This is a genomic window from Thermodesulfobacteriota bacterium, from assembly GCA_040756475.1.
Taxonomy (GTDB): domain Bacteria; phylum Desulfobacterota; class Deferrisomatia; order Deferrisomatales; family JACRMM01; genus JBFLZB01.
In genome coordinates this window covers 1-2,947 of the sequence record JBFLZB010000322.1, presented here as the reverse complement: position 1 = coordinate 2,947, position 2,947 = coordinate 1, and the positions used below count along the sequence as shown (strand labels likewise).

The window sequence follows — 2,947 nt, the reverse complement described above, 5'->3', positions numbered from 1 at the left end:
GAAGGCGCAGGAAAAGGCATGGGTGGGCCCGCGCCGGCTGGCCACGACCGTGGCGAATTTGAAACGTGAGTCGATCTCGAAGAGCTTCCGCCGATTCTCGAAGCAGTAGCAAGCCCGGAGATCCATCTTGTTCAGGTAGAGCCGCCTCAGGCCCGTCGCCCCTTCGTTCGCATGGAACGCGGACGGGAGCACGAACCCGACCACCCCGTTCGGCGCCAGGAGGGTTGCAGCGCGCTCGGCGAAGAGCATGTAGTCGTCGTAAGTGCCCCGGCCCGCCAGTTGGCCGTGCACGCGGGCCTTGTGGGTCTCGAAGATGCGGTCGTTGATTCGGTCGCGCTCCTGCAAACCGCCAACGAGGCTCTCGTAGTCGGCCGCCACCCGAGGGTCGCCAAGGAGTCGTTCGCGAGTGGCCGCCTTCTCCCGCTTCGTGGGGGGCATCAGGAATGCGAAGTCCCGCGCGCCAAAGAACTGGTCCTCGTTCTTGCGGACCGTGTCCCATGGAGGGTTCCCGAGGACCGCATGGAACCCTACTTGGTCATTCGCGCTACCCGTCGGATGAAAGACCTCGGGGAAGGCCAGTTCGTAGGCGAGCGCCGGGTGCCCCACTCCGGACGTGACGGCGTCTAGGAGTCCACTCCTCGATGACGGCACTTCTGCCAGCCCAAGCCCCAGGGCAATCATGCGGAGGAGGTGGGGCTCGGCCGAGAGATCCTCGGGCACGTCACCTGTGTGCGCGTTCCGGTGAAAGTGAACAACGATTCCGGGCATGGTGAACACGTAGCGGCGCGGAGCGACGCTGGGGTAGAAATCATAGACTCACGTGTTCACCATGGGCAACGGTGGATGCAGGGTCACGGGTCACCTCCTTTGGGTTTCGGGTTGGGTTGAAGAAATTGGTTTTGGCGGGGAGACGCAGTCTCCCCGCCCCCTCCCAGAAGGGCGCAGCTGCTGGCGGTCATGGAGCGGGCTCCCTCAGAGTGGTCTCCCTCAGAGGGGAACGCAGCTTACGCTGGGACTCGGCGCCGGGGGCGAACTCGAGCCGGTGGGCGTTGTGGACGAGCCGGTCGAGCAGGGCGTCGGCGATCGTCGGGTCTGGGATGCGCTCGTGCCACTGGGGCACGGGGACCTGGGAGACGACCAGCAGCGAGTGGCGGCCGTAGCGGTCGTCGAGGACCTCGAGGAGGTCGCGGGCCTGGGCGGGGGTAATGGGGTCGCGGAGCCAGTCGTCGATGACCAGGAGGCTGGTGCGCCCCAGGGTGTCGAGGAGCTTGGGGTAGGAGCCGTCGGCGTGGGCGTGGGCGAAGTCCTGGAGGAGGCGTGAGGCGCGCAGGTAGCGCACGCTCATGCCGAAGCGGCAGGCGGCTTGGCCCAGGGCGCAGGCAAGGTAGGTCTTGCCGGCGCCGGTGGGTCCGAGGACGAGGACATTCAAGTGGTGGCGGACCCAGTCGGCTTGGGCGAGCTCGAGGACGAGGCGGCGGTCGATGCCCCGGGAGGGGGAGAGGTCGAGGTCCTCGACGCAGGCGGCGGTGTGGAAGCGAGCCAGGCGTAGGCCCCGGGAGAGGCGGGCGTTTTCGCGGCGGATCCACTCGCGGTCGATCAGGAGGCCGAGGCGGTCCTCGAAGGGGAGGTCGGCGAAATGCGGGGACTGGGCCTGCTCCTCGAGGCCCTGGCGAAGGCCGGAGAGGCGAAGCAGGGAGAGCTTGTCCAAGAGGGGTTGGGTGAGCATAGGGTCGTCCTCCGTCAGCTGTAGTAGGTGGTGCCGCGCACGTTTTGGTGGGCGGGGGTGGGAGAAGGCGAAGGGGGCGCAAGATCGAGTTCGAGTTGATCGAAGTGGTGATCGAGGATGTTCTTGATGTGGCGCCGGGAACCGAGGCCGGAACGCAAGGCCCGGGCGCAGGCGGCTTCCAGGCGCGGATCGCCGACGCGCTTGGTCAGGCCGAGGATGCCCAGGCAGGAGCGGAAGCTCTGCTCGGGGTGCTTGCGGGAGGCCAGGCAGTTCTGAATGATCTGGACCGTGGCGGGTCCGATCTTCTGAGCCCAGCGCAGGAAGCGCTCGGGGGACCAGCCGACGTAGGCCTTGTGGTTGGGGGGCCGGTGTTCGTCGAGGGTGACGAGGTGGCGGGAGCCCAGGCAGCGGCGGTGGGAGGCGACGCGGGTGCCCTTGTGGAGGATCTCCACGGTAAACTCGGTGGCGCGCACGAGGGCGGGCTGGCCGACGAGGGGGAAGGGCACGCTGTAGAAGTTGTCGTCGAACTCCACGTGGTAGTCGATGCCGACCTTGGCGTGGCGAAGGAGAGCGAACTCGTAGGCGCGCTCGGGCAGGGGGCGCAGCGCCGGGCGGTCGAGGGACTCGAAGAGTTCCCTGCGGCTTCGATTCCACCCGCGCATGGGGCGCGCGTTGACGTCGTCGAGGAGTTCCCGGATCGTCTCGTTGAGCTCGGCTAGGGAGAAGAAGGTGCGGTGGCGAAGGCGCGCCAGGATCCAGCGCTCGACCACCTGGACGCCGACCTCGGCCTTGGCCTTGTCGCGGGGCCTTCGCACGCGGGCCGGGACCACGGCGACGCCATGGTAGGCGGCGAAGTCCTGGTAGGTGGGGTTGAGGTCGGGCTCGTAGCGGCAGGGGTGCTTGACGCCGGCCTTGAGGTTGTCGGGAACGAGCACCTCGGGCAAGCCCCCGAAGAAGGTGAGCATGCGGCCGTGGGCGCCGATCCAGTGGGGCAGCGTCTGGCCGAAGTGGGCCTCGGCGTAGGTGTAGGAGCTGGCACCGAGCACGCCCACGAAGACCGCGGCGTGGCGCACCTCTCCCGTCTCGGGATCGACCACGGGCACGGTCGGCCCGGCGTAGTCGACGAAGCACTTCTCGCCGGCCTTGTGCACCATCCGAAGGCTGGGTTTGAGATGGCCCTCCCAGGAGGCGTAGTGCTCACAGAACTGGCTGTAGCCGAGC

The 2,947-nt window shown here is 67.8% G+C and carries 3 protein-coding genes; all 3 read right to left on the bottom strand.

The window, feature by feature from the left end; all coding sequences use genetic code 11:
- The coding region (locus AB1578_23220) for a hypothetical protein (protein MEW6490809.1) at positions 1–768 on the bottom strand (768 nt) is incomplete at its 3' end.
- Positions 769–955: 187 nt separating this feature from the next.
- Entirely contained in the window at positions 956–1,726 is a 771-nt protein-coding gene (gene istB / locus AB1578_23215; protein MEW6490808.1) for an IS21-like element helper ATPase IstB, read from the bottom strand.
- 14 nt (positions 1,727–1,740) lie between these two features.
- On the bottom strand, positions 1,741–2,947 hold a 1,207-nt coding region (gene istA / locus AB1578_23210; protein MEW6490807.1), incomplete at its 5' end, for an IS21 family transposase.

Excerpts from the sequence above, each read along its gene's own strand:
- istB (MEW6490808.1), bottom strand. The coding sequence starts at position 1,726 with ATGCTCACCCAACCCCTCTTGGACAAGCTCTCCCTGCTTCGCCTCTCC.